The sequence below is a fragment of the Selenomonas sp. FOBRC9 genome, assembly GCF_000287655.1.
Classification (GTDB): Bacteria; Bacillota; Negativicutes; order Selenomonadales; family Selenomonadaceae; genus Centipeda; species Centipeda artemidis.
In genome coordinates, this window is record NZ_ALJR01000039.1 from 31976 (window position 1) to 56514 (window position 24539).

Sequence of the window (24539 nt, forward strand, 5' to 3'; positions counted from 1 at the left end):
CCATTGCCACACAAAGCTTATCGCGTTTTTTTGCCGAGTTCCTTAGTCAGTTCCTTAGTCCACTATTCAAAAGCCTCCAGACCACACTATTTTTCAATCTCTAAAAAACTCTTGAAACTAGAATTAAAAGGGCTTTGAAGGTTTTTGAAAGCACTCTTCAAAAATTTCTTCAAAGCCCCGTTTTTTCGTCCAAATTCCCATTTTTCCAAAACTGACTAAGGAACTCGCCGTGCGTCGAAAATCGTCCGAATCCCTTGATTCTCATAGCGTCCCGCCTTTTCCCGCCGAATCCCGTCTTTTCCTAAACCATATGATTCGTTATAAGTTCATGATTCAGTGCATGTATCAGCTGAACGGAACGAGTGCGATGGCACTAGGGCTTGGCATCGGTCTGCTCGCAGCGGCCGACTTTGGCGGTGCGTGCAGCAAGGCAGCCACAGCCTTTACACTGGCGCTCATGGCGGAAGGAATCCTCGGGCCGAACGGTGTCTTCCGTATGTGCTGCGCGATTCCCCCGCTCGGTATGGGACTCGCCTCATTCCTCCTGCGCAGCCGCTTCGATGCTGCCGACAGACAGCTCGGCATATCCGCGCTCTTTCTTTCCTCTGCCGGCATTACGGAAGGAGCGATCCCCTTCGCCGGAAAGGATTTTCGACGGACATGGATCGCCTGTGCAGTCGGAACCTCCATTGCCGGCGCCGTCGGCATGATGCACGGCATAACGTCCATCGTCGCATTCGGAGGTATTGTCGCCATTACGGGTGTCGTGGACGGAAAGCTTTGGTATGTGCTGGATATGCTGCTGGGTGCCGGCATTATCGTCCTGATCCTCTTCCTGTGGAAGCCCAAACTCGACGCAGAAACAACACACTAACCGCCTCACGGCAGGAACATATTCCTGTATTGCAAGCCTAAATCAAACACGGAGATGTTGTACATGACAACATCTCCGTGTTTGATTTTACAATTAGAATACCGTGCGCCAAAATCCCGCGTCACGCCTCTCTATGTAGGAAACCTGAGAGACGCGGAAGTTTGGATGCAGAACAAGGAACAAGAAAAATGCAAGCGAAGTCGTAGTTAAAGACCTACGTCGAGCACAGTATTTTTCACAGTGACACAGTTATGCGCCAAAATCCCGCGTCACATCTTACTTTACGACCTCTCCATGCCAGTCCTTAATCCCCCCCATCTCAACGATATTCGTATACCCCATCTGCGCGAGCTTATTCGACGCGGTCATGCTGCGCGCGCCGCTGCGGCAGTAGACGAAAATCATCTGCGCTTTGTCGGGGAGCTCGGCGGGGGGATTCGTCCCGATGGTATCGAGGGGAACATTGATCGCGTGCGGGATATGCCCTTCGGCGTATTCCTGCGGGGTTCTTACATCCACGATCAGATAGCCCGTCTCGCTCTCCATCATTTTCTGTGCCTCGTCCCCCGTGACGCGGCGAAATGCAGTCTGCCCGCCGTCGCTGCCTGTGGCGGCGGAGCTTTGTCCGCACCCAAATGCTGTGACCGCCGCCGCTGCGAGCAGAACTGCCGCAACAAATTTTTTCATGTAAATTCTCCTTTGTATAAATTACGCGGCACAACCTGCCGCAGTCTACCGAAACAAAACCATAATCAAGCCGCCCACCGCGGGAAGCGCAACGATAAAGAACCTCAGGACGGCACGCGGAGCAAGGTGTGTCAACTTTGCCCCGAAATATGAGCCGACGGAGAGCGCGACGAGCGTCTGCAAAAAGATCACAGGCTCGAACTGTCCATAGAGGAGGTAGCCGATGCCTCCGCTGATGGAGATCGGGACGATGATCATCATGGTCGTCCCGATTGCCTGCAGGAGCGGCACGCCGAACACAACCATGAGCGCGATCTGAATGTACGCCGCCGAGCCGATGCCGAACGCGCCCGCAAGGATGCCGCAGACGAGTCCGGTGAGACTGCCGTAGATATAAAGCGGGCGTCCGGTGAGGAGTTCGGCACGCACATGGATGTGCTGTTCGAGCCACGAGGATTGATAGATGCGCAGGTAGAGCAAAAATGCACTCGACTCGAGCATCAGCCCCGTGAAGAGGCTGAGGTTTCCTGATTCGATATGATTTGAAATCACTGCGCCGATGAGTGCGCCGACGAGTCCGCCCGCACCGATCACAAATCCCGTGCGCGGAACGACTTCGCCCTCACGGTAGTGGCTGACCGCACCCGAGAGCGTCGTAAACGCCATCGATCCGAGTGCGACGGCGAGCGCCTGATGGATCGGCACGCCAAATCCGACGACGAGCAGTGTGATGACGACGCCGCCGCCGCCCGCACCGACGAACCCGATGGTCGCGCCGAGAAGGAGCATGGACAGAAAAAGCATACAAGCTCCCATATACACAAAAGGAGCTGCCATGCAGCTCCCGAATAGACACATGGTGACGCCTATGGGATTCGAACCCATGAACCCGCCGTGAGAGGGCGGTGTCTTAACCACTTGACGAAGGCGCCGAATGTTGGTGACGCCTATGGGATTCGAACCCATGAACCCGCCGTGAGAGGGCGGTGTCTTAACCACTTGACGAAGGCGCCGGATATGTCAACAGGAGATACTATAGCATAGAGACGGGTAAAAAGCAAGCGTTTTTTCTTCGCATCTTTGCCGCCGGGTCTCAGCGCAGTTCGTTCAAATGCGCGAGCGCCGCGCGCAGCCGTGCAAGTCCCGCCTCACGTCCGAGGATCGACAGAATCTCCGTTGCGCCGCCCGGTGTGACCGCCTGTCCCGCCGCCGCAATGCGCAGCACCCACATGACCGTCCCCTTGCGCCAGCCCTCGCGCTCAATACACTCCTCAAGGAGCGCATAGAGGAGGTCGTTCTCCCAGTGCTCCGCGGGGAGTGCCGCGAGGATCTCGATGAGCATGGGCAGCAGTTCCGCCGCCGCTGCAGGCGTAACCTTGTTCCGCTTATTCTCATAGAGGCCGGCATCAAAGGCAGGCGCTTCGATGAGAAAGGCGATCGCGGGGCGCACATCACCGAGTTTCGTGACGCGCGTCTTGAGCAGCTTTGCAATCTGCATCCACCGCGCCGCGAGATTCGCAGGCAGATTACCGGCAAAGGGGCGTGCAGCCTCCGCAAACTCTTCGTCCGTCATCGCCTTGAAATATTCGCCGCTCATCCACCCAAGCTTGTCATAGTCAAAGACGGCGGGCGATTTCGAGAGCCCCTCGAGCGAGAAGCATTCGATCAGCTCGTCCATCGAAAAGACTTCCTGATTCGTCGTCTTCGGGCTCCAGCCGAGCAGCGCCACATAATTGACGATAGCGGCGGCGGGGTACCCTGCCTCTACGAGGTCGTTAAAGCTCGTCGCACCGTGGCGTTTCGAGAGTTTGCTCGTCTTGCCCGTCTCCTCATCACGTCCCATGACGGGCGCGAGATGCACGAATACGGGCGGCTCCCAGCCGAACGCTTCGTAAAGCAGGACATGTTTCGGCGTCGAGGTGATGAACTCGGTGCCGCGGATGATATGCGAGACCTTCATGAGGCGGTCGTCGATGACATTGGCAAAGTTATAGGTCGGCATACCGTCGCTCTTGAGGAGCACCTGATCCTCGAGCTCCGTGTTCGGGATCGTAACGTTGCCGTGCAGCACATCATAAAATGTCGTCTCGCCCGTGAGCGGCATCTTTTGCCGGATGACGTACGCCTCGCCCCGTGCGAGACGCGCCTCTATCTCTTCAGGCGGGAGATCGCGGCATGTGCGCGGATAGCCGCCGAAGCTCTTTTCTCCCTCTGCCGGGGGCACTTCCTCCGCATGGTTGCAGAAGCAGCGGTAGGCGTGTCCGGTCGCAACGAGCTGCTCTGCGTATTTTTTGTAAATCTCCATACGCTCGCTTTGTACATAAGGACCGTAGTCGCCGCCGATGTCGTCGGGACCCTCGTCGGGAACAATGCCCGCGGCATCAAGCGTGCGGCGGATGAAGTCAACGGCGTCTGCGACGTAGCGGCTGCGGTCGGTGTCCTCTATGCGCAGGATGAACGTCCCGTCGTTCGCGCGCGCAAATAGGTACGCATAGAGCGCCGTGCGCAGATTTCCGATGTGCATGTACCCCGTGGGGCTCGGTGCAAAACGGGTGCGAATCGCAGTGTTCATCAAATATTTCCTCCCAAAATACAATCTCTCGTGTTCAGCCGCGCAGATAGCTGCACAGTGCACGGAACATGATGAGCGAGCTCATCGCGCCCGGATCCTCAATGCCGATGCTGCGCTCGCCGATGAGCGCGGCACGCCCGCGCCGCGCGACAATCGTCTTCGTATACTCTGCACCCGCGCGCCCCGCGTCAAGAGCCTCCTCGAGGCACTCGCGCAAGCTCTTGCCCTCTGCCTGCGCGGGCAGGAAGGCATCGCGGATCGGGATGAGCGTATCGAGCATGGTCTTATCGCCGCGCTGTGCACGCCCGCGCCGCTCAATCGCCTCAATGCCGCAGGTAAACAGTTTTTCGAAACTCCGCACGTCAAGCCGCGTCTCCGCGTTTACCGCCTCGCCTGCACGTACGAACGCGATGCCGTACAGAGGCCCCGCCGCACCGCCGACATTCTCGATGAACGCGCGCCCGATCTGCCGGAGGACGTCTCCGAGCGGCGCATCCGGCGGCAGCTCCGCCAGCCGATCCTGTGCCTCTGTAAAACCGCGCGCCATGTTCAGCCCGTGATCACCGTCCCCGGTTTTCGCATCCACCGCCGTGAGGTAGTCCTTCTGCGCCATAACCGCAGCGACGACCGCATTTACCGCATCACGAACATTTGCCATCTCCGTCACACCATCTTTCTCATGAAATTGAGAATTTTCCATATTACCGCTCATATTATAGCACGGGAACCCGCACAGGAAAAGGGGGGCGCGCAATTTCCGGCGAGTTTTTGTGCAAAGTCGGATTTCATATTGTTGTTACAAATTTTGATTCTTTATTTGTCAAGTCTTGCGGGTCATTTTTTTTTATGCTATCATAATATAAAAGAGCGGTACGCCTTCGATGTGCGTATGTCTTAGCAATGTCTAACCTACAGATCTTTTAGGGAACCCGACTTGATTTCGGTGAACGCGAAGTGCTCCGCACAGGCGGAAGCCGGACTTAGGGTACCCACCTGCTTTACGCAGGTCTAGACATATAAGGCATACGGCATTTCAGACCCCTCTCTTCCGGTCAGGACGGATCTGCCCGCGCGGCGGCTGCGTTCTGACCTTTTTGTGTGCGGAGATACGGAGCACACAGCAGGATTTTTTCAAAAGAACACGAATTAAATGAAATAGTATACTTTAGTTTACATTGATTGGTCAGGGGAGACAGAAATGCCGGATTTGGAGAATATCAACGAAGAAGTTCCTGCCCCGGAGCAGTCCGCAAAACGGCGCGGCCGCCCCAAAAAACGCATACAAGAGGAACCGGAGGAGCAGCCGGCGAAGCGCCGCGGCCGACCGAAAAAGGACGAGAGCGCACCCACGCTCGGCACGCCGCGCCGCGAGCGGCAGACAGAGCTTGTCTTTGCACTCGACATCGGTACGCGCAGCGTCATCGGCATTGTCGCCGAGCAGCGTGAGGGCGGCCTCCACATCCTTGCAACGGAACGCATGGAGCATAAGACACGTGCCATGCTCGACGGACAGATTCACGATGTGCCGCAGGTCGCAGCAATCATCCGCGAGGTCAAGCGGCGGCTCACCGAGCGCACGGGTGCGCTCCACAGTGCCGCCGTCGCCGCAGCGGGGCGCGCGCTCTACACGATGACCGCCGAGGCGTCGCAGGATGTCACGGGGACGATCACGCCCGCACAGCAGCGCGACCTCGACTTTGCCGGCGTACAGGCAGCACAGAAGAAGCTCGCCCAGTCGCATACCGTAGACGATCCGACGCGCTACTACTGCGTCGGCTACAGCACGATCCGCTACACACTCGACGGCAACGACCTCAAGACGCTCGTCGGACAGCGCGGTCGGCGTGCGCAGGCGACGGTCATCGCGACTTTCCTCCCGCGCCAGGTCGTCGACTCCATGCAGTCCGCTCTGCGCGAGACGCATCTGGAGATGCGCGCGCTCACACTCGAGCCGATCGCGGGCATCAACGTCCTGATCCCCCCCACGATGCGCCACCTGAACCTCGTCCTCGTCGACATTGGTGCGGGCACGTCCGACGTCGCCATCACGCGCGGCGGTTCGGTCATCGCGTACGGGATGGTGCCGATGGCGGGCGATGAGATCACAGAGGCGATCTCGCGCGAATATCTCCTCGACTTTAATATTGCGGAGGATATCAAGCGCAAAGCTTCTGCCGGCGAGGACGTCTCCTTCACCGATATTCTCGGGATGCGGCTCTCACTCACGGCGGATCAGGTCGTCGCTGCCATTCGCCCGAGCGTTGAAAATCTCGCGGGCGCGATCGCAAAGCAGATCTTGGAGCTGAACGGCGAGCCGCCGCAGGCGGTCATGCTCGTCGGCGGCGGTTCACTCACCCCGATGATGCCGGAACTGGTCGCGGATGCGCTCGGCATCCCCGCGGGACGCGTTGCCGTCCGCCAGCCTGACGTCGTCGACGGCGTCGAGGATCTGCCGCCCGAGCTGCACACGCCGGATGCGGTAACGCCGCTCGGCATCCTCAAGATCGCCTCGATCAACACACTGCACTTCCTTGCCGTGTGGATCAACGATATCGAGTACAGCCTGTTCAATTTCCGTGAGCTAAACGTCTCCGACGCGCTGCTCGCCGCGGGCATCAGCCTGCGCAAATACAACGGGCGTCCCGGCATGGGACTCATGGTCACGGTGAACGGCGAGCGGCGCAGTTTCCCAGGTACGATGGGGACGCTCGCGCAGATCACCATCGACGGCAAAAGCGCGGGGCTCGACTCCCCCATTCACGACGACTGCCGCATCAAACTCGTGGCAGGAGAGAACGGCACGCAGCCCGAGGTGCATCTCAGCGATGTCACAGGGGCGGCAAACGACTATACAGTGCTGCTGAACGGCGCAGAAGTGCGCGTCGCTGCAAATGTCCTCGTCAACGAAGCAGCCCCTGAGGGCGACCCGCTCCTATGCGACGGCGACATCATTACCTCACGACGGGAGCGTACGCTCGGCGAGCTGCTGCGCGCCGAGGATCTGCCGCCGGCAGGACGACACATCGCCTATACGCTGAACGGAGACCCCCGCCGCTTTACCGCGCAGCCAAAGATCACACTGAACGACGCGCCCGCCGCACTCTCGACCGTTCTGCGCGCGGGGGACGTCATCGAATACGAAGAGACAAGCATTCCAACCATCGCGTCCGTCATTGATCTCTCCTCTGCCTCGTATGCAACGATTACCTATGAGGGGAAAGAACACGATGTCCCCGCCTCCGGCTTCAGCCTGACAGTCAACGGTGCGGATGCCGCCCCCGAGACCGTCCTCACGGACGGCGCGGTGATTTCATATCAAAAGGGCACGGGCAACGCCAATGTCAGCGAAGCGCTGCTCGCCGTAGGATTCACTCCCCCGCCTGCGACCACCCGCGTGACTTTTGCCATTCTCGTCAACGGGGTCAAGGCGGACTTTACAAGCCCCATCCGGAACGGCGACACACTCGAGGTCATCCTAACGCCGATCGTTTCACCGGGCACATCCGCATCGTCCGTCGATACGGATGCCCCTGCCGCAAGCATGATCCTCGGCACCATTGCCGCACACGCGGGACTCCCCGACGCACCGGCAGTCCCCCTCCCCACGGTACGCCCGCATACAAAAGAAGAGATGCAGGAGCCGGCGGAAGAACTGCCTGCAGCGGAGGAAACGGTACCCGGTGAAGCAGCGCCCGCAGAATCATTTGACGCCCCGGCAACATCCCCTGCAGATCCCCCCTCTGCATCGCCCGGCACGATCACCATCGAGTCGCTGATGCGGTACGATTGAGCGTGTGTCGACGCGATTTTTGCATCAAGCACTACCACATAGAAAAATCAAACACATGTAAAAACAGAGCTGTTGCATATACTTGTGCAACAGCTCTGCTGCATATTGGCGGGATTTGACTACAAATTATTCTTTAGTTTCTCAAGATCCGGAAAGAGATCCCCGATCGCGTCCGAAAGCCCCTCGCTCGGCTCGAGGATCTCAAGCACGGGACGCATCGTCTCGCGGAACTTCTCATCATCCTGCATCAGCGTGAGTACCGCACTTGTATTGATCGCGTCGGCAAGCGCAGAGTGCTGCGTCCCCTCGAACCGCCGCCCCATCGCGCCAAGCGCGTGTTTGAGCGCGAGACTGTTGTGCAGCCCGAGCCGATCGTCAAATGCCTGCTGGAGATCCACCCAGCGCATATCGAGCCAGTTCACATCAAAGTCCGGCACCTTGAGGCGGCACTCCTTACGGAGCTGTTTGATGTCCGACATGCTCCACGAGTAGATTTTCGTCTCCGAAGCACCAATCCAGTCCACAAAATTTTTGAAGCTCTCGGCAAAAACGCGCTGCCCGCTGACCTGCTCCTGCGTGATGCCCGTGAGCTCCGTAATATGCTTCTTCACCAGCCCGTACTCAGGGCAGACATAACACTGAAATTTATCCTCCTGCACAAATTTTTCGCTGAGACGCACTGCGCCAATCTCAATAATCTCGCCGTTTAATTTCCGTCGTATTTCTTTGTATTCCTTGCCAATAGGATTCATCTCCAAATCGACGACAATGTGTTTCATACGCATTCCTTACCTTCGAAAAAATCTGCCGTAAATGACGCGCGGCAGACAATGTTGCAGTGTTCTTTGGCGCTTTACCGGGAGCGCTTTTCATAAACCCAAAAAGTTAATGTATTTTAACTTTTTAGGACGGAATTGTTACGTTTTCGTTATCATAGCACAATGGGCGCTGAAAATCAAGAAATAGGAAAAAAGTCCTGCCTCACTTATTTCTTTTTCCGAAAAAAGTGTTAGAATAGAAGCAGATATATTTTCTGAAAGGGTGTACCGCATCATGAATTGGAAGGCCGCGCTCGCACTGCTGACCTGCAACGTCCTCTTTATGTCCGCCAGCTATACGATGCTCATTCCGTTTCTCCCCATGTACCTGACGCTTGAGCTCGGCGTGGACGAGGCGTCGGTCAACATGTGGGCAGGCATTACGTTCTCAGTTACCTTCCTCGTCTCGGCAGTGATGGCGCCGATTTGGGGGCGCATTGCCGACCGCAAGGGCAAGAGGCTCATGGCAATGCGCGCGAGTTTCCTCATCGCCGTCGGCTATTTCCTCGGCGGCATCGTGCAGACGCCCGAACAGCTCGTCCTCGTGCGGATCTTTCAGGGATTTGCCGCGGGGCTCTGGCCGATGGATCTTGCCATCATGACCCTCTACGCGCCGCGCGAACGTCTCGGGCTATGCCTCGGCATCATGCAGGGCACACTGACCGCAGGCGGCGTCATCGGTCCCCTCCTCGGCGGCGTGCTCGCGGAAACATTCGGTATGCGCATGAGCTTTTACATCGGCGCCGCGGCACTCTTTGTCAACTTCCTCGCATTCACATTCCTCATCAAGGAACCGCCCGCCCATGCGGATGAAACGCCTCAGACGGAGGAAGACGCGAATCCATGGCATCTGTGGCGCATTCCTATCCTGCGCACGATGATGGTTGTCAGCACGCTCGCACAGATGGTCGTCTTTATCCTCCAGCCCGTCCTCACAACCTATGTCAAATATCTCGCGGGCGATACGATCGAAAACATCGTCCTCGCCGCGGGTGTCGTCTTCTCGCTCAGCGGCATCGCGGGCGCGATCGCCGCGCCGCTCTGGGGCATCTTCGGCGCGCGGCGCAGCTATTTCGTCTCCATGTGTCTGGCGATGACGCTCGCGGGCATCGTCCTAACCCTGCAGGGGATCCCCGAGACCCTTATCCCCTTTGCCGCCATGCAGTTCGTCATCGGACTATTCGGCGCAGGCGTGCAGCCCTCGCTCAATGCCGTCATCGCGCAGCACACCCCCGCACACCTCAAGGGCAGCGTGTTCGGTATGCTCTTCGCCGCGCAGCAGGTCGGCGGCTTTACGGGACCGCTCCTCGGCGGCATCGTCGCCACCTATCTTGGCATGCACTTCCTATTCCCGACGGCGGGCGCAATCTTGCTGACGCTTTCTGTGTTCGTTTGGGGGCGGTATATTCGGAAAGGATATACTGCGGCCGAAATATAATCCTTTGCATATTTTTCAGAAATACCGCATTCATCATATAGTCCCTCAGAATACGTTGTTCATCAAGAATTTTCCTCCGCGTATATCAGAATTGGATTCCAAAATGTAAAACCACATCCGAATCATTGATTAACTCGGATGTGGTGTTTTATTTTTCTACGCAAACAGCTCCACCTGGTTGCTCTCGGTCATACCTGCGAGACATCCGTGTGCACGGAGGACTTCGATGGAGGGGGCGGGGACATGGGCGCGCGTGGCGAGGTCCTCGATGGAGATGAATACGCCGTCTTTGCGCGCCTCAACGATTGCCTGCGCCGCCTTTTGCCCCATGCCGGGGAGCGCGGTGAGCGGGGGCAGAAGGGATTTTTCGTGCAGGATGAAGGTCTCCGCGTTGGAGGTGTAGATATCGACGGGTTCGCACGCGAATCCGCGCAGATACATTTCCCATGCGAGCTGGAGCACGATGAGTGTGTCCTGCTTCTTGTTGTCGAGCTTCCCTCTGTGCTCGCGCGCCTCGGCGTTCAGTGCGTCGATCGCCGCCTTGATCGCGTCCCGCCCCTTTGCAATGATGTTCGCGTCGAACTCGTCGGCGCGGATGGAGAAGTACGCGGCGTAGTACGCGAGCGGGTAATGCACTTTGCAGAACGCGATGCGGTAGCCCATCATGACGTAGGCGGTCGCGTGCGCGCGCGGGAAGAGGTACTTGATCTTTTGGCAGGACTCGACGTACCATTCGGGAATGCCGCCCGCATATAGTTTCTCCACGACGTCGGGCGCGATGCCCTTGCCCTTGCGCACATTCTCCATGGTCTTGAACGAGAGCAGCGGGTCGATGCCGTTCTGCATGAGGTAGTTCATGATGTCGTCGCGCGCGGAAATGGCGTCCTTCAGCGTGCTCGTGCCCGCCTTGATGAGATCCTGCGCGTTGCCGAGCCAGACGTTCGTGCCGTGGGAAAATCCGGAGATGCGCACGAGGTCGGCGAAACAGTCGGGATTCGAATCGTCGATCATTTTCTGCGTAAAAGACGTGCGGAACTCTGGAATGCCGTACGTGCCCATGTTCGCGCCAAGCTCCTCGGGCGTGATGCCGAGTGCGTCGGTCGAGGTGAAGATGGACATAGTGGCGGGATCGTCGAACGGGATGGTTTCCGGGTCGCGGTGGGTCAGCTCTTCGAGCATCTTGATGACGGTCGGGTCATCGTGTCCGAGAATGTCGAGCTTGACGAGACGTTCGCTGATGGAGTGGTAATCAAAATGCGTCGTGAGCGTGTCGGATTCCATATTGTTCGCGGGGCGCTGGATCGGCGTGAAATAATGCACGTCCATGTCGCGCGGCACGACCATGATGCCGCCCGCGTGCTGTCCCGTGGTCGCCTTGACGCCCATGCAGCCGCGCATCATATGCTCGATGTAGGGACGCCCCTTCTGCACGCCCATGTCCTCATAGTAGTGCATGGCGTAGCCGTAGGCGTTCTTGTCCTGCAGTCCCGCGATCGTACCCGCACGGAACACGTTCATCTTGCCGAAGAGGACTTCGGTGTACTTATGCGCGACGGGCTGATAGTCGCCCGAGAAGTTGAGATCGATGTCCGGGACTTTGTCGCCGTCAAATCCGAGGAACACCGCGAACGGGATGTTGTGTCCGTCCTTGATGAGCGGTGTGCCGCAGACGGGGCAGTCCATGGAGGGCAGATCAAAACCGCTCCCGACGGAACCGTCCGTGATAAATTTATTGTACTGACAGTGTTTGCAGCGATAATGCGGCGGCAGGGGGTTGACCTCGGTGACGCCGATCATGGTCGCGACGAAGGACGAGCCGACCGATCCGCGCGAGCCGACGAGGTAGCCGTCGTCGTTGGATTTCTTGACGAGACGCTGCGCGATGATGTAGAGCGCGGAAAAACCGTGCTTTAGGATGGGTTTGAGCTCAAGATCGAGGCGGTCGGAGACGATCTTCGGCAAATTTTCGCCGTAGAGCCGCCGCGCCTTCCGATACGACATCTCTTCGATCTCGCGATCCGCGCCCGGTACCATCGGCGCGTAGAGCTCGTCGGGAATCGGCAGGAACTCTTCGACCTCGTCCGCGATGCGGCGCGGGTTCGTGACGACGCACTCGTAGGCGCGCTCGACGCCGAGGTAGTCGAACTCGGCGAGCATTTCGTCCGTCGTGCGCAGATAGAGCGGCGGCTGGCGGTCGGCGTCGCGATAGCCGTTTGCCTTTTGCAGCATGGCGCGATAGACGGCGTCCTCAGGGTTGAGAAAATGGACGTCGCAGGTCGCGATCAGCGGCTTTCCGAGTTTATCCGCGAGTTCCGAGACCTTGCGGTTGATATTGCGCAAGTCCTCGTCGTCGCGAATCGGGAAACGATCGTCGATTTTTAGGAAGTCGTTGTTGTGGATCGGCTGTATTTCGAGGAAGTCATAGAACGCGGCGATGCGCTCAAGCTCCTCGTCGCTCTCCCCGCGCACGATGGCGCGGATCAGCTCGCCCGCTTCGCACGCGGAGCCGACGATCAGCCCATCGCGGTATTCTTCGAGGATGGCGCGCGGCACGCAGGGGCGGCCGCGCTTTTTTGACCCGCGGAAAAAGCGGATGTGCGAGATGGAGACGAGCTTGTAGAGGTTGTAGAGCCCCGTTTTATTCTTCGCCAAAAAGATGATGTGGTTCGACCGCTGCTGTGCGGGGTCGTCGGTGAGGTAGCCCTCCATGCCGTAGATGATCTTGATATCGACGCCCTTTTTCTTCAGCGCGCGCGCGGTGTTCATCGCCTCGGGGAACGCCTGCACGACGCCGTGGTCGGTGATGGCGACCGCGGGCCATCCCCAGCGCGCCGCCGTCTCGACGAGCGTCTTCGGCGGCACAACGGCGTCGAGCGCGCTCATCTTCGTGTGCGCGTGCAGTTCGACACGCTTTTCCGCGGCGTTATCCTCACGCTGCGGTACTTTCCGCTTCTCGATGCTGTCGATGAAAAGGACATAATCGCTGACGAATTTGTCGTATTCGATCTTCCCTTGGATGCGAACGGCGCAGCCCTTGCCGATTGCCTTCAGGATGCGCTCGACCTCGGCGTCGATCTCCTCCTGCGTGGCTTTCCCGCGGATGCCGAAAAATTTCTTGCAGGCGATGCCGTTCGTCTTGTCGGCAAATTTGAGCAGGAGGATGTACGCGCCGGATTTGAGCTTATTCGCCTGCGGCGCGAAGATTTCGCCCTCGAGGACGATGTTTTTGATTTCGTCCTCCACGACGCCGAGTTCGCGCGCTTCGCCCTGCACGACGCGCCCGATAATGACGCTTTCGGGGAGCGGCGCGCCTTTTTTTGCGCCGCGTGATGCGCGGGACGAGGCGGGCTGTGCGGCGGATGCGGATTTTTTTGCGGTCACGGGCACGGGGGGCGGCGTCCATGCCGGCTGCGCCGCGTCCTCGGCGATGGCGCATTCCGCGCACACAACGCGGCACGCACATCCTACATTCATGCGGATCGCTTCTTCGAGCCGCCGCGTCACCGTACGCGTGCCGAGCAGCTCCGCGCCGAACCGCCCCGGCGCTTCGAGCCGAAGAACGTTGCCGTCGACGGCATAGCGCGACTGGCGCAGCGTGTGAAAGAGGACGGCATCGCCCGCCGCCGCCTGATTGACGGCGCGCTCCCAGACGGGCGCAACGGCGCGCTCGAGTGCGACGACGTTCTGCTGCAAAAAGACCTCGGCAAGACCGTAGTTCTCCGCGATCTGCGCGCAGATGCGCGCAATCAGCTCCTCCGAGAGGACGGCGGATGTGCCGACGACCAGCTCCCACTCGTTCGACTCTGCGGATACCTCGACATGGCGCAGTGTGCTCGCACACAAAAGCTCCCGCTCCGCATCGGAGAGGGAGAGTCCGCGTATGAGCCGGAGGAGCATATCCTCGGCACTGGGGAGAATCCGGTAGGTCTTGTTCATTCTTCGTACAGCCTCTTATACTGCGCTCTGTCCTCGAGCACCGCCCGCACATAGAGCCGCGTCTCCGGGTAGGGGATTGCGTCGATCTCGTCGAACGCATCCGTCCACCGATAGCGCTCCATCCAGTCGCGCACGTTGCCGCGCCCCGCATTGTATGCCGCGAGCGCAAGAATTTCGTTGCCGCGGAACTCCTGCAGGAGCTCCGCCAGATACCACGCGCCATAGCGAATGTTCAGCGCGGGGTCGTAAAGGTAGTCCTCGGTAAACGGCTCGCCCAGCCGTCCTGCAATCCATGCGGCGGTCTGCGGCATGAGCTGCATCAGCCCGACCGCGCCGCCGTCGGAGGCGGCATCGCTGCGGAATTTGCTCTCGTTTTTAATTACCGCGGCGACGAGGAAGGGGTCGAGCCGCTGCTGCGCGGCGCTCGTCTCGATGTAGCTGCGATAGTCGTAGGGGTAGATATAGCTGCGCTCGACAAAGGACCAGCCGCCCACGAGCGCAAAGGCGACTGCCGCGACAACCGCCGCGCGCAGGAGCAGCCACAGACCCCGGCGCGTATTACGAAAGGGACGCAAGACGCTGCCTCCAAAGCTCTGCGGCGCGCCGCTCGGTGTCCGTGCGTGCGCCGCCGTTGTCGATCACGACGTCTGCCAGCGCACATTTTTCCGCGAGCGGCATCTGCGCCGCGATCCGCGCGCGCGCCTCCGCCTCGCTCATCGCCGTATCGCGTGCCATCAGGCGCGCGAGCTGCACATCTTTCGGCACGGAGACGACCCACGACTCGTCGGTCATCCGATGCCAGCCCGCCTCAAAGAGGAGCGGCACGTCGAGCACGATCGCCGCGTGTCCCTCCGCTCTCAGATCCGCGATTTTGTCCGTCGCCGCAGCGCGAATCAGCGGATGCACGCGCGCGTTCACCCGATCCCGCACATGCGGATCGGCAAAGACGCGCCGCGCAATCTCGCCGCGGTCGAGCGTGCCGTCCGCAGCGAGAATATCTCCGCCAAACTCCCGCACATAGAAGTCGTAGACCGCCCCGCCCGGGCGCGAGAGTTCGTGCGCGATGGCGTCCGCGTCCACGATCGCCGCCCCTTCCCTGCGCAGCGCTTCGCTCACGGTGGATTTGCCGCAGGCGATGCCGCCCGTCAGCCCTATGACATACATTACTTTGCCTCCGCCCAATTCTTCCCCGTATGCACGTCGACGGCGAGCGGCACGGCGAGCTGTGCCGCCCCGCTCATCGCCGCCGTCAGCAGCTCCGTCACCTGTGCGATTTCGTCATTTACGACCTCAAGCACGAGCTCGTCGTGCACCTGCAGGAGGATGCGGCTCTTTACCCCCGCGGCACGAAGCGCCGCGTCCGCACGAATCATCGCGATTTTGATGAGATCTGCCGCCGTCCCCTGAATCGGCGTGTTCATCGCCATGCGCTCCGCGTTCGACCGCTGCATGAAATTGCGGCTGTTGATCGCCGGGAGCGCGCGCCGCCGCCCGTAGAGCGTCGTGACAAATCCGTTCGTGTGCGCGTCCGCGACGACGCGGTCGAGGAACGCGCGCACGCCGTGATAGCGCTCGAAGTAGCGTTCAATGTAGCCTGCCGCCTCCTTGCGCGGGATGCCGAGATCCTGCGAGAGCCCGTAGTCGCTGAGCCCGTAGACGATGCCGAAATTGACCGCCTTTGCGCTGCGCCGCTGTGCGCTCGTCACCTCGGCGAGCGGCACGCCGAACACCTCCGACGCCGTGCGCGCGTGAATGTCCTGCCCCTGCAGAAACGCGTCGATGAGCGTCTCGTCCCCCGACATATGCGCAAGAATGCGCAGCTCGATCTGCGAGTAGTCCGCTGAGAGCAGTGCATCATAGCCCTCGCCCGGTTCGAAGAGCGCACGTACGGCGCGCCCCTCCTCTGTCCGCACGGGGATGTTCTGGAGATTCGGATCGGAGCTTGAGAGCCGCCCCGTCGCCGTCACCGTCTGGTTGAAACTCGTGTGCACCCGCCCCGTATCGGGACGAATGAGCGCACCGATGCCCTCAAGGTAGGTCGAGCGAATCTTGCTCCACATGCGGTACGTCAGCACCCGATCCACAACGGGATGCGCCGCGCGCATCTCCTCTAGCACCTCGGCGTTCGTCGAGTAGCCCGTCTTGGTCTTTTTCATCTTCGGAGATGTCAGCCCGAGCCGGTCAAAGAGGACTTCGCCGAGCTGCTTGGGTGAGCTGATGTTGAACTCCGTCCCCGCGAGCGCATAGATGTCCTGCTCGATCTCCGCGATGCGCTCATTCGCCGCCGCAAGCGCACGCGCGAGCGCCGCACGGTTCACCGCGACGCCCGTCCGCTCCATCGCCGCGAGGATGGGGACGAGAGGAAGCTCTATTTCTCCATATAGCTTGGTCAGCTTTGCATCGGCAAGCGCCGCCGACGTCGGCGCATAGAGCCGCGCCGCAAGAATCACCTCATAGAAGGCAGTCTGCTCGTTATGCAGCGGCGCGCCGTTTGCGAGGTGCGCATACGCCGCAGAGAGCGTACGATCCTCCGCCGTCTGCGGCGCAGAAAGCTCGTCCAAATAGGCGGACGCCGCACGATCAAGCGACCTCTGCCGCTCCTCGGGGCGCAGCAAATAGTCCGCGAGCGCGAAGTCAAAAACCTCCGTCCCGAGCGTCACTCCCGCCTGCGCATAACGCTTCGCATCCCAAAGGACAACGGGACGCTCCGAAAGAATCGACAATACCTCTGCAAAATGCGCAGACGACGCGTGCAGCACGCCGCGCACATCCCCATAGGAAAGCGCCAGTGCTACGAGATTCAGGAACGGCGCCGTCCCCTCGAACACGCCAGCGACCGCGATCCGCTCCGCAGAGCGCAGCGACACCGGATCGAGCGATGCGTCAAGGTCGAGCGGCACGAGGTCACTCTCCGTCTTTTCTTCCTCCGGCGCCGCAAAGAGCGACTGCTCCACATGCGTCTCCTGCGCCGCGGGCGCAAGGAACTCCGAGAGGCTGCGCCACACGGAGCGCAGCTCGTACGTCCTGCAAAACGCCTCGAGCGCCGCGCGGTCGGGCTGCATACGAAAGCCCTCCGCCGTATAGCGGAGTTCCGGCACATCGCATTTGATCGTCGCAAGCTCCTTCGAGAGGAGCGCCTGATCGCGGTACGCTATGAGCGATGCGCTCAATTTCTTCCCCGCGACCTCCTCCGCATGATCGAGCACAGATTCGATCGTCCCGTAGGAGAGCAGGAGCTTCGTCGCGGTCTTGGGACCGATGCCCGGAACGCCCGGAATATTGTCCGAGCTGTCCCCCATCAGCCCCTTCAAGTCGATGAGACGGATCGGCGCGAACCCGTACTCCTCCTCGAACGCCGCCGTATCGTAGCGGTGCGTGTCACTGATGCCCTTTTTCGTCAGGAGCACGTCGAGCCCCGGACGGATGAGCTGGAGCGCGTCGCGGTCGCCCGTCACGACGATCGCCGCCGCCCCCGTTGCCGCCGCCTGCGTCCCCAGCGTGCCGATGATGTCGTCCGCCTCGTAGTCATCCATCTCGACAAAGGGGATGCCGAGACACGCCGCGAGCTCCTTCAGCAGGGGAATCTGCTCAATCAGCTCCTCGGGCGTCTTGTCCCGCGTGCCCTTGTAGTCGGGGTACAGCGCCGTGCGGAATGTCGTGCGGCTCTTGTCAAACGCGATGACAATCTGCGCGGGCGCGTGCTCCTTGAGGAGTTTCACAAGCATCATCGCAAAGCCGTGGATCGCGTTCGTATGGACGCCGTGTGCGTTCGGCGGGAGCTGCAGCGCGTAGAACGCACGGAAAAAGAGGCTGCTCCCGTCGATGACTGCAAATTTTTCCGTCACTTGTCCCGCACATCCTGTTCTTCGAGGCGCATGAGGAGGAAAATATAATCCGACATGCGGTTGAGGAAGCGAATGTCGATCTCATGGACATCCTCTTCGCGGCGCAGCGACCATGCGCGTCGCTCCGCCGTGCGCGCCGTCGTGCGCGCAAAGTCGAGCATCGCGCCGCCCTTCGTCTCGCCCGGGATGAGGAAAACGCGCAGGGGCGGCAGACTCTTCTCGATGGCTTCCTCGTCCGCCTCGAGCTCCGCCAGCATCTCGTCGGTAATCATCGGCTCTTTTCCGATGCTCGCGAAATCCGCCATGAGCATACCGAGCTTCTTTTGGAGATTCAGAACGCGCTCCCTGACGCTCTCGTTCTCGACGAATGCGCGCGCCATGCCGAGCGCGGACGCGAGCATATCCACATTGCCGTAGACCTCGACGCGGCGGTGATCCTTGTCCACGCGTTCGCCTGTGAAGAGGCTCGTCTGCCCTTTATCGCCTGTTTTCGTTGTGACGCCCATTACAGTTTCCTCCTTATATAGATGCATGTGCCCGGCCGCGCAAAGGCACGGTCGGGCGATCGCTTCCGCTATATTTTTTAGAAAATCTCCGTCTCGCTGAAGAAGATGTGAATCTCGCGCGCTGCGCTCTCGGGACTGTCGGAGGCATGCACCGCGTTCTCGCTTCCATCCTTTGCAAAACGCTTGCGAATGGTTCCCTCAGCCGCGTTCGCAGGGTTCGTCGCGCCGTGCAGCTCGCGCACACGCGCAATCGCGTTCTCCCCGGCGAGCACCATCGCAACGAGCGGCGCGGAGGTCATGAACGCGGAGAGCTCGCCGTAGAACGGCTTCGTCAGATGCTCTTCGTAATGAATGCGCGCGATGCGATCCGTCATCTGCATCATCTTCATCGCGCGGATCGTGAGCCCCGCATCCTCGTATGCCTTCGTGATGTCGCCGATGTGATGTGCCTTGACGGCGTCCGGCTTAATGAGAACCAGTGTCTGTTCCATTACTTCAACTCCTCAATGATCTTTTGATATTCTGCCGCGAGGTCGGCGTAGTTTTCCGCTGCATTGTGCAGCGCCTCGATTTCGTCGTCGCGCAGTGCGCGCACGATCTGTGCAGGGGAACCGAACACGAGCGAGTTCGCGGGGATCTTCTTGTGCTGCGGCAGGAACGTCCCCGCCCCGATGACCACGTTCTCGCCAATCTCGGAGTAACCCATCACAATCGAGCCCATGCCGATGAGCGTATTGCTGCCGATCTTGCTGCAGTGCACGACCGCGTTGTGCCCGATGAGCACATGATCCCCGATCTCTACCGTCACGTCACGCATGACGTGAATTGTCGCGTTCTCCTGGATGTTCGTGTTGCTGCCGATCCTAATCGGCTGAAAGTCGCCGCGCACGACAGCGCCGAACCAAACGCTCGAATGTGCGCCGATCGTCACGTCGCCGATCACCGCCGCGGACGGTGCGATAAACGCCGTCGGGTCGATCGCAGGGCTCTTTCCCCTGTAGGGCAGAATGATCTTGTCCATCAATACGCGCCTCCTCATCATGTTCCTCTGACGTTCCTATTATAGCATGGCGGAGACATATTTTCATCATATTTTATTTCTCGTTTTGAGGGACGTCCGCCCCGCTCTTCACCTCGACCGGATCATGTTCGGAAACGTTTCTCCCTGCTTTTATATCGGCGATTCTGCAGGAGAGCACCGCCATATTTTCTGCCGAATAAAAAGGATCCGCGCGGCGCTCCGCTAAAATTTTCCGCAGCGTGCGGATTCTCTCCTCGCGCAGCCATGCACCGATCTGTGCACCGACGAGATGCGCGGGCGCATCCCTGCCCGTTACGCGCAGCATGGCGGCAAGGTACTCCGCCCCGTGCGTCAGGTAATCCGGCAGCGTCCCGTGATCCGCGCGGATGACGGCGGTGAACTGCTCCATGGAGAGCCCCGACCGCCCGACGCCGAGCAGGAGATCGGCAATCTTGCCGACATGCGTGAGGCGCGGCGCACGCATATGCTCACGGATCACGAACGACGCCGCCTTCATCCATGTGTGCGGCAGCGTCATGCGCCTGTTCCACGCGGCGAGCACATCGAGACCGACCTTCTCATGCCCGTAGTGGTGCGGCAGCATCTCCGCGGGCGTCTCCCCCTTGCCGATGTCGTGCACAAGCCCCGTGAACCGCGTTATCACGTCGTCCGTCGCCGCCGCAACCGCATCGACAATAGACATCGTATGTTCAAACGCGTCCCCCTCGGGATGAAATTCGACCGGCTGCGTCTTTCCTTTGAGCGCCGCGATCTCAGGAAAGGTCACGTCAAGCAGCTCCGCCGCGTCGAGCACGCGGAAAAACACGGAGGGACGCGACACCTCGAGCGCACGGCGCAGCTCTCCCATCGTACGCTCACTCGGCTCTTTTTGGAGTTCCTCCGCGCAGGAACGCATATAGGCAAGTGTCCTCGCCTCGACCATAAAGCCGAACGCCGCCGCCTGCCGCGCCGCGCGCAGCGCCCGCACGGGATCCTCGATAAAATGCGCCGACACAGCGCGAATGATGCCCGCCGCAATATCCGCGCGCCCCCCGTAGGGATCGACGAGCCGCTCCTCCGGCAGCTCCTGCGCCATCGCGTTCATCGTCGTGTCGCGCCGGTAAAGATCCTCCTCAATCGTCACCGCAGGGTCGAACATGACGTCAAACCCGCGATAGCCCGCGCCCGTCTTGACTTCTTTGCGCGCAAAGGACACCTCTGTGCGCCGCCCGTCAATGTAGACATGGTAGACCGGAAACGCCTTTCCGATCTTCTCCGCACGCGGAAAGAGCGCACAAAAGCATCTCTCCTCCATCCCCGTCAGCACATAGTCCATATCGTGCGCCGCCGCCCCGCGAAAGGCATCCCGCACGCAGCCGCCCACGCGAAAAACGCGCGCGCCCGCAGACCGCACCGCCTCCACAAACAGAGATTCCGTCATATCCTCCCCTCCTTTCAAGAAAATAAAAAAAGCATCACCTGCGCGATGCTCTTCCACCTCTATGGTGGGCCCACTTGGACTTGAACCAAGGACCGACCGGTTATGAGCCGGTTGCTCTAACCAACTGAGCTATAGGCCCCTATGCAGCGAGGAACAGCACGTTCTCCGCTTTTCAAAAAAACCTGCGCATTGCGCAGGTCAGGTAAGCGATGGAGCGGAAAACGAGGCTCGAACTCGCGACCCCCACCTTGGCAAGGTGGTGCTCTACCACTGAGCTACTTCCGCATCCTGCGCCGACAACATCGGTCAATCAACGGATATTATTCTAACAAGAAAGCTCCCGTTCTGTCAAGAAAATTTTACAAACTAAGAAAATACGCGCCCCCCCATTTCCCTTCTCTGCCGTGAAATCAGGTATACAGCCGCGTTGTAGTGACAAGGATTTCAAAGTCTGCTATAATGAGGAATATTTTTCTCAATCATAAAGGGGGAGTTTCTTTGTTTAGGAACATCAGCCGCAAGTACCGCGAGACGGCACTCATCAAGCTGATCGCTATTGGTCTCATCATCGGCATTCTCATTGCGCTCTATGCGCCCGCGATGATTCCCGCCGTCTCCGTGCTCGGCGACATCTTCGTCCGCGCGCTCAAAGGCGTCGCGCCGATCCTCGTCTTTGTCCTTGTCATGAACGCCATGGCGCAGCGCACGGTCGGCGCCGGCGCAGCGCTCAAACCGATCGTACGGCTCTACCTCATCGCGACGTTCCTCGCGTCCGTGGTCGCCGTCGCGTTCTCCTTCCTCTTCCCGACGCAGCTGCATCTCGTCGTCGCCGATACTGCTGTTGCGCCGCCGAGCGGCATCGTCGAGGTCGTGCACAACCTCATCCTCAACGTCGTGGACAATCCTCTGCACGCGATTGCAAACGCCAACTACATCGGCATCCTCGCGTGGAGCATTCTCGCAGGTCTGGCACTGCAAAAAGCGAATCCGACCACAAAGAACACCGTGCACGATTTCGCCGTCGTCATGACGCAAATCGTCCTGTGGGTCATACGGTTCGCCCCCTTCGGCATCATGGGACTCGTTGCGGATGCGGTTGGAACGAGCGGCGTGGACGCCCTCATCAGCTATCTGCAGCTCCTCGCCGTCCTACTCGGCGCGTTCTTCTCCGTCGCGCTCATCATGAACCCCATCATCGTCTGGCTGCACATCCGCCGCAACCCGTTCCCGCTCGTCTTTACGACTCTGCGCGAGAGCGGCATCTACGCATTCTTCACGCGCAGCTCGGCGGCAAATATCCCCGTCAACATGGAGCTGTGCAAACGCCTTGGTCTCAACGAAGAAATCTACTCCATCTCCATCCCGCTCGGCGCGACCATCAACATGAGCGGCGCGGCGATCACGATTGCGATCCTCTCACTCGCCGCGGCATATACGCTCGGTATTCATGTTGATCTGCCGACCGCGCTCCTCCTCTGCCTCATCGCCACCGTCGGCGCGTGCGGCGCATCGGGCGTTGCGGGCGGCTCGCTCCTCCTCATCCCCGTCGCCTGCTCCTCGTTCGGCATCAGCAATGACATTGCCATGCAGGTCGTCGGCGTCGGCTTCATCATCGGCGTCCTTCAAGACTCGTGCGAAACCGCACTCAACAGCTCCACCGACGTCCTCTTCACCGCAACGGCGGAATTCGCCGACCGCGCTAAGGCGGGCACACTGACGGCGGAGGACATGACGCCAAAAAACTAAATCATATAATAAGAGGGATACGGGCAGCACCGTATCCCTCTTATTACTTTCTCCCCTGTATAGAAAGGTGATTGCCGTGAACAATCTACAGCTCATCCGTGTCGGTGTCCTCAGCGCTTTATTGAGCTGTACCTGCATGGGAAATACGTCGGCGGCTCCGATGAGCGGCACCGCAGGGACAGGCGCCGCAGCGGCCGCCGAGCCGAGCGTGACGTCACTTATCTTTGACCGCACAAATTATACGGACGAAGTACTGTCGCTCAACGGCACGCCCGTTGCATTCCGTGCGTACCGCAACATTCCCTATGTGTCGAGCCCCAAAGATGCCGCACATCAAAGTATGAGCATCTTTATCCCTGCCGCGTATCTGACAGGCGGCACGGTAAACGGCTATACGGCAGCGACCGCTCCCATCTTCATGCCGAACGGAGTCGGCGGCTATATGCCCGGAGAGATCGAAGAGCCTCAGGAAAAATCACGTATGTCGGGCGCCCCAAACACAGCGCTTACCGCACTCTCCCGCGGACTGGTTGTCGCCGCTCCGGCGATACGGGGGCGTACGAACACCGACGCACAGGGGGTGTATGTCGGCAAAGCGCCCGCGCTCATCGTGGACTATAAAGCCGCTGTCCGCTATCTGCGCTACAACGCCGCACGTCTGCCCGCGGGAAATACGGAGCGGATCATTTCAAACGGAACAAGCGCAGGCGGCGCATTGTCGGCGCTTCTTGGCGCAACCGGCAACAGCCCGGACTATACGGCAGCTCTTGCCGAGATCGGTGCGGCGGGTGCGCGCGACGATATTTTTGCCGCCAGCTGCTACTGCCCTATTACCAATCTCGAGCATGCCGACATGGCATACGAATGGATCTTTTCGGGCATCAACGATTATCATCAGGGAGCTCCCGCCCCTGCCCTGCACACGGAAAATCAAGAGGGCGCCACGGTAACGAACCGCCCTGCAAATGCCCCCACGGAAACCTCATCTGCAGTACCGATGACCGCAGAGCAAATCACAGCCTCTGCATGCTTAAAAAAGGACTTCCCCCGCTACCTCAACAGTCTCAGACTGAAAGACGCTGCGGGCAGCGTGCTGCAGCTCTGCTCCGACGGCACGGGCACCTTTGCGGAATACATCAAAGGGCTCTACCGCACTTCTGCACAGTATGCAGTTGACAATAACGCGGCCCTGGACGGCGCCGATTGGTTTACCGTACAAAACGGCCGCGTCACAGACGTCGATCTTGCCGCATATGCGCGCTGGGCGACACGTCTGAAAGCGACTCCCGCCTTTGATAAATTCGATCTTAGTTCCGGCGAAAATGATGAGTTCGGCACGGAGACAAACGTTCCCCGCCACTTCACCAAGTTTTCCCGGAAATATGATACGACGCACGGCGCACTCGCTCCCGCTGCGAACATCCGTATGTTGAACCCGCTGAACTATATCGGCGCAAACGGCGTACGAACCGCACCGCACTTCCGCATTCGGCACGGCGCCAAAGATCGTGATACGGCGCTCCCCATCCCTGCCGTTCTCGCCCTGCGCCTTATGAACGCAGGAATTGATGTGGACTTTGCCGTTCCATGGGGATACGGCCATGCCGGCGATTACGATCTGGACGAATTGTTTGCATGGATCGACCGTATTTGTAAATAAGAATTGGCATAGAAAAATCCCGGTATACGACGGCAGCGTATGCCGGGATTTTTGATGCTGTATCGGCAGTCCGCTCTTCCGGGCAGCAACTGAGTTTTTTGCAGTGACACAGTTATGCGCCAAGATCGTGCGTCACGCCTAATACTGCCCCCAAGTGACGCGGAAGTTTGGATGCAGAACAAGGAACAAGAAAAATACAAGCGAA

18 protein-coding genes and 4 tRNA genes are annotated in these 24539 nt (G+C 59.6%); 5 read left to right on the forward strand and 17 right to left on the reverse strand.

Annotation, left to right across the window (positions count from 1 at the left end):
• Nucleotides 1-310: 310 nt before the first annotated feature.
• The gene (locus HMPREF1147_RS09095) at nt 311-874 is read left to right on the forward strand and encodes a hypothetical protein (protein WP_009658605.1); all 564 of its coding nucleotides are present in this window, start codon (nt 311-313) and stop codon (nt 872-874) included.
• Nucleotides 875-1150: 276 nt separating this feature from the next.
• On the opposite strand, the gene HMPREF1147_RS09100 is transcribed toward HMPREF1147_RS09095, so the two are convergent.
• From HMPREF1147_RS09100 to dhaL, 6 genes are all read right to left on the reverse strand, one after another.
• Nucleotides 1151-1561, reverse strand: coding sequence for a rhodanese-like domain-containing protein (locus tag HMPREF1147_RS09100; protein WP_009349550.1), 411 nt, complete (start codon nt 1559-1561; stop codon nt 1151-1153).
• A gap of 45 nt (nt 1562-1606) precedes the next feature.
• Nucleotides 1607-2365, reverse strand: a complete 759-nt coding sequence (locus tag HMPREF1147_RS09105) for a sulfite exporter TauE/SafE family protein (protein WP_009658693.1) — start codon at nt 2363-2365, stop codon at nt 1607-1609.
• A 53-nt stretch (nt 2366-2418) separates the two neighbouring features.
• Nucleotides 2419-2493: transfer RNA gene (locus tag HMPREF1147_RS09110), tRNA-Glu, on the reverse strand.
• 6 nt (nt 2494-2499) lie between these two features.
• Nucleotides 2500-2574, reverse strand: a tRNA-Glu gene (locus tag HMPREF1147_RS09115).
• 80 nt (nt 2575-2654) lie between these two features.
• On the reverse strand, nt 2655-4133 hold the full coding sequence (gltX, locus tag HMPREF1147_RS09120) for a glutamate--tRNA ligase (protein ID WP_009658624.1): 1479 nt from the start codon (nt 4131-4133) through the stop codon (nt 2655-2657).
• 34 nt (nt 4134-4167) lie between these two features.
• Nucleotides 4168-4791, reverse strand: coding sequence for a dihydroxyacetone kinase subunit DhaL (dhaL, locus tag HMPREF1147_RS09125; RefSeq protein ID WP_232208074.1), 624 nt, complete (start codon nt 4789-4791; stop codon nt 4168-4170).
• Between the two features lie 540 nt (nt 4792-5331).
• On the opposite strand from dhaL, the gene HMPREF1147_RS09130 reads away from it, so the two are divergent.
• The gene (locus HMPREF1147_RS09130; RefSeq protein WP_009658682.1) at nt 5332-7923 is read left to right on the forward strand and encodes a cell division FtsA domain-containing protein; all 2592 of its coding nucleotides are present in this window, start codon (nt 5332-5334) and stop codon (nt 7921-7923) included.
• A 119-nt stretch (nt 7924-8042) separates the two neighbouring features.
• On the opposite strand, the gene HMPREF1147_RS09135 is transcribed toward HMPREF1147_RS09130, so the two are convergent.
• Nucleotides 8043-8702, reverse strand: coding sequence for a 3'-5' exonuclease (locus HMPREF1147_RS09135; RefSeq protein ID WP_009658609.1), 660 nt, complete (start codon nt 8700-8702; stop codon nt 8043-8045).
• 274 nt (nt 8703-8976) lie between these two features.
• Between HMPREF1147_RS09135 and HMPREF1147_RS09140 the strand changes: the two genes are divergently transcribed.
• Nucleotides 8977-10179, forward strand: a complete 1203-nt coding sequence (locus HMPREF1147_RS09140) for an MFS transporter (RefSeq protein WP_009658648.1) — start codon at nt 8977-8979, stop codon at nt 10177-10179.
• Nucleotides 10180-10335: 156 nt separating this feature from the next.
• Here the strand turns inward: HMPREF1147_RS09140 and HMPREF1147_RS09145 are convergent, their stop codons facing one another.
• The 10 genes from HMPREF1147_RS09145 to HMPREF1147_RS09190 all read right to left on the reverse strand — a co-directional run bounded on the left by HMPREF1147_RS09145 (nt 10336) and on the right by HMPREF1147_RS09190 (nt 21213).
• Nucleotides 10336-14115, reverse strand: coding sequence for a PolC-type DNA polymerase III (locus tag HMPREF1147_RS09145; RefSeq protein ID WP_009658588.1), 3780 nt, complete (start codon nt 14113-14115; stop codon nt 10336-10338).
• Nucleotides 14112-14690 carry a lytic transglycosylase domain-containing protein gene (locus HMPREF1147_RS09150; protein ID WP_009349541.1) on the reverse strand — a complete coding sequence of 193 codons (579 nt, stop codon included), beginning with the start codon at nt 14688-14690 and terminating at the stop codon, nt 14112-14114. Before HMPREF1147_RS09150 ends, HMPREF1147_RS09145 begins: the two co-directional genes overlap by 4 nt.
• A complete protein-coding gene (gene coaE, locus HMPREF1147_RS09155) occupies nt 14674-15279 on the reverse strand; it encodes a dephospho-CoA kinase (RefSeq protein ID WP_009349540.1) in 606 nt (201 codons plus the stop codon). Before coaE ends, HMPREF1147_RS09150 begins: the two co-directional genes overlap by 17 nt.
• The gene (polA, locus tag HMPREF1147_RS09160; RefSeq protein WP_009658680.1) at nt 15279-17960 is read right to left on the reverse strand and encodes a DNA polymerase I; all 2682 of its coding nucleotides are present in this window, start codon (nt 17958-17960) and stop codon (nt 15279-15281) included. Before polA ends, coaE begins: the two co-directional genes overlap by 1 nt.
• A complete protein-coding gene (locus HMPREF1147_RS09165; RefSeq protein WP_009658592.1) occupies nt 17957-18466 on the reverse strand; it encodes a cob(I)yrinic acid a,c-diamide adenosyltransferase in 510 nt (169 codons plus the stop codon). Before HMPREF1147_RS09165 ends, polA begins: the two co-directional genes overlap by 4 nt.
• A gap of 77 nt (nt 18467-18543) precedes the next feature.
• Complete coding sequence (ndk, locus tag HMPREF1147_RS09170) at nt 18544-18957, reverse strand: nucleoside-diphosphate kinase (protein ID WP_009349537.1); 414 nt, start codon at nt 18955-18957, stop codon at nt 18544-18546.
• A complete protein-coding gene (locus HMPREF1147_RS09175) occupies nt 18957-19487 on the reverse strand; it encodes a gamma carbonic anhydrase family protein (RefSeq protein WP_009658715.1) in 531 nt (176 codons plus the stop codon). The genes ndk and HMPREF1147_RS09175 overlap by 1 nt, the downstream gene beginning before the upstream one ends.
• Before the next feature lie 73 nt (nt 19488-19560).
• Nucleotides 19561-20928, reverse strand: a complete 1368-nt coding sequence (locus HMPREF1147_RS09180; protein ID WP_009658642.1) for an HD domain-containing protein — start codon at nt 20926-20928, stop codon at nt 19561-19563.
• Between the two features lie 62 nt (nt 20929-20990).
• A tRNA-Ile gene (locus tag HMPREF1147_RS09185) sits at nt 20991-21067 on the reverse strand.
• Nucleotides 21068-21138: 71 nt separating this feature from the next.
• Nucleotides 21139-21213: transfer RNA gene (locus HMPREF1147_RS09190), tRNA-Gly, on the reverse strand.
• Between the two features lie 213 nt (nt 21214-21426).
• On the opposite strand from HMPREF1147_RS09190, the gene sstT reads away from it, so the two are divergent.
• Together sstT and HMPREF1147_RS09200 are read left to right on the forward strand one after the other, a co-directional pair.
• The gene (gene sstT, locus HMPREF1147_RS09195) at nt 21427-22674 is read left to right on the forward strand and encodes a serine/threonine transporter SstT (RefSeq protein WP_009658665.1); all 1248 of its coding nucleotides are present in this window, start codon (nt 21427-21429) and stop codon (nt 22672-22674) included.
• Between the two features lie 136 nt (nt 22675-22810).
• The gene (locus HMPREF1147_RS09200) at nt 22811-24334 is read left to right on the forward strand and encodes a subtype B tannase (RefSeq protein ID WP_369791748.1); all 1524 of its coding nucleotides are present in this window, start codon (nt 22811-22813) and stop codon (nt 24332-24334) included.
• Nucleotides 24335-24539: the final 205 nt, after the last annotated feature.